General features: G+C 45.5%; 1 rRNA gene. It reads left to right on the top strand.

Features of this window, described 5'->3' with window-relative positions:
• Window positions 1–792 precede the first annotated feature (792 nt).
• Window positions 793–2351 (top strand): 16S ribosomal RNA (locus tag AC1Z3K_RS18560).
• Window positions 2352–2417 lie beyond the last annotated feature (66 nt).

Here is a 2417-nt window from a genome sequence, read left to right as displayed (position 1 = left end):
CGCTCCTTTTGATTTGGTTTAGTCACTTTAATCTTACACGGTTGCGTGCTTTTTGTGTACCCTAAAATCAAAAAAGTAGGACAATAATCAGATTTTCTTCTGACTATTGTCCCACTCCCTAATTTTTAATTGGAGTGAAAACCAAATGAGTTTCAATTAGAATAAAAATTGTAAGAATTAATAGATGAGATAATTCAGGAAAGAGAATATTTTTCCGAAGTTCGCCGAATAATTAATCACGAAATGTAAAAAATACGAATAAAAAAGCGAATGCTTTTATCTCATCTATTTAGTTTGTTCGCTATCTAAAAAAAGCCTAAGAAAAAGTGAAATTATAGTTGCTTTTTTAGAATAGAATTGATATATTATTACATGTTCTGAGAGATAAAAAAAGATTTTAGTTTTATCTTGACGAAAACAGAATCTTCATGATAAGATAACAAAGCGTTAAAAAATGATGGCTGTAGAAAGTTGATTTATCAGTAAAAAAGTTATTGACAAATAACAAATAAGCTGATAAACTGAAACAGTTGTTATGAAACACAACAACGGATTGCCGAGTTCCATCAACTTAAAACTTTTTCAAAAAAAGAGTTGACATCTTATCCGAGATTTGATAAGATATAAAAGTTGCTGCGAGGCAATGATGTAGACCTTTGAAAACTGAACAAAGTAAGACAAACCAAATGTGTAGGGCGTTTTGATTAATTCAAAACAACAAACATTTTTAACAAGCAAGCAATATGCTAGCAAACAAATTGAGCTTAACAATCGCGAGATTGTTCTAACTTTTATTATGAGAGTTTGATCCTGGCTCAGGACGAACGCTGGCGGCGTGCCTAATACATGCAAGTCGAACGCTTCTTTTCTGCCGAGTGCTTGCACTCACTGGAAAAGAGGAGTGGCGGACGGGTGAGTAACACGTGGGTAACCTGCCCATCAGAAGGGGATAACACTTGGAAACAGGTGCTAATACCGTATAACAATAGGAACCGCATGGTTCTTATTTGAAAGACGCTTTCGGGTGTCACTGATGGATGGACCCGCGGTGCATTAGCTAGTTGGTGAGGTAACGGCTCACCAGGCCACGATGCATAGCCGACCTGAGAGGGTGATCGGCCACACTGGGACTGAGACACGGCCCAGACTCCTACGGGAGGCAGCAGTAGGGAATCTTCGGCAATGGACGAAAGTCTGACCGAGCAACGCCGCGTGAGTGAAGAAGGTTTTCGGATCGTAAAACTCTGTTGTTAGAGAAGAACAAGCGGGAGAGTAACTGCTCCCGCCTTGACGGTATCTAACCAGAAAGCCACGGCTAACTACGTGCCAGCAGCCGCGGTAATACGTAGGTGGCAAGCGTTGTCCGGATTTATTGGGCGTAAAGCGAGCGCAGGCGGTTTCTTAAGTCTGATGTGAAAGCCCCCGGCTCAACCGGGGAGGGTCATTGGAAACTGGGAGACTTGAGTGCAGAAGAGGAGAGTGGAATTCCATGTGTAGCGGTGAAATGCGTAGATATATGGAGGAACACCAGTGGCGAAGGCGGCTCTCTGGTCTGTAACTGACGCTGAGGCTCGAAAGCGTGGGGAGCAAACAGGATTAGATACCCTGGTAGTCCACGCCGTAAACGATGAGTGCTAAGTGTTGGAGGGTTTCCGCCCTTCAGTGCTGCAGCAAACGCATTAAGCACTCCGCCTGGGGAGTACGACCGCAAGGTTGAAACTCAAAGGAATTGACGGGGGCCCGCACAAGCGGTGGAGCATGTGGTTTAATTCGAAGCAACGCGAAGAACCTTACCAGGTCTTGACATCCTTTGACCACTCTAGAGATAGAGCTTTCCCTTCGGGGACAAAGTGACAGGTGGTGCATGGTTGTCGTCAGCTCGTGTCGTGAGATGTTGGGTTAAGTCCCGCAACGAGCGCAACCCTTATTGTTAGTTGCCATCATTCAGTTGGGCACTCTAGCGAGACTGCCGGTGACAAACCGGAGGAAGGTGGGGATGACGTCAAATCATCATGCCCCTTATGACCTGGGCTACACACGTGCTACAATGGGAAGTACAACGAGTCGCTAACCCGCGAGGGTATGCAAATCTCTTAAAGCTTCTCTCAGTTCGGATTGCAGGCTGCAACTCGCCTGCATGAAGCCGGAATCGCTAGTAATCGCGGATCAGCACGCCGCGGTGAATACGTTCCCGGGCCTTGTACACACCGCCCGTCACACCACGAGAGTTTGTAACACCCGAAGTCGGTGAGGTAACCTTTTGGAGCCAGCCGCCTAAGGTGGGATAGATGATTGGGGTGAAGTCGTAACAAGGTAGCCGTATCGGAAGGTGCGGCTGGATCACCTCCTTTCTAAGGAATATTACGGAGACCTACACGGTTTGTTCTTACTTTGTTCAGTTTTGAGAGGTTTACTCT

Source organism: Enterococcus sp. LJL128, assembly GCF_056924295.1.
Note: the sequence above shows the minus strand (reverse complement) of the source record. Positions and strands in the feature narration are given on the sequence as shown.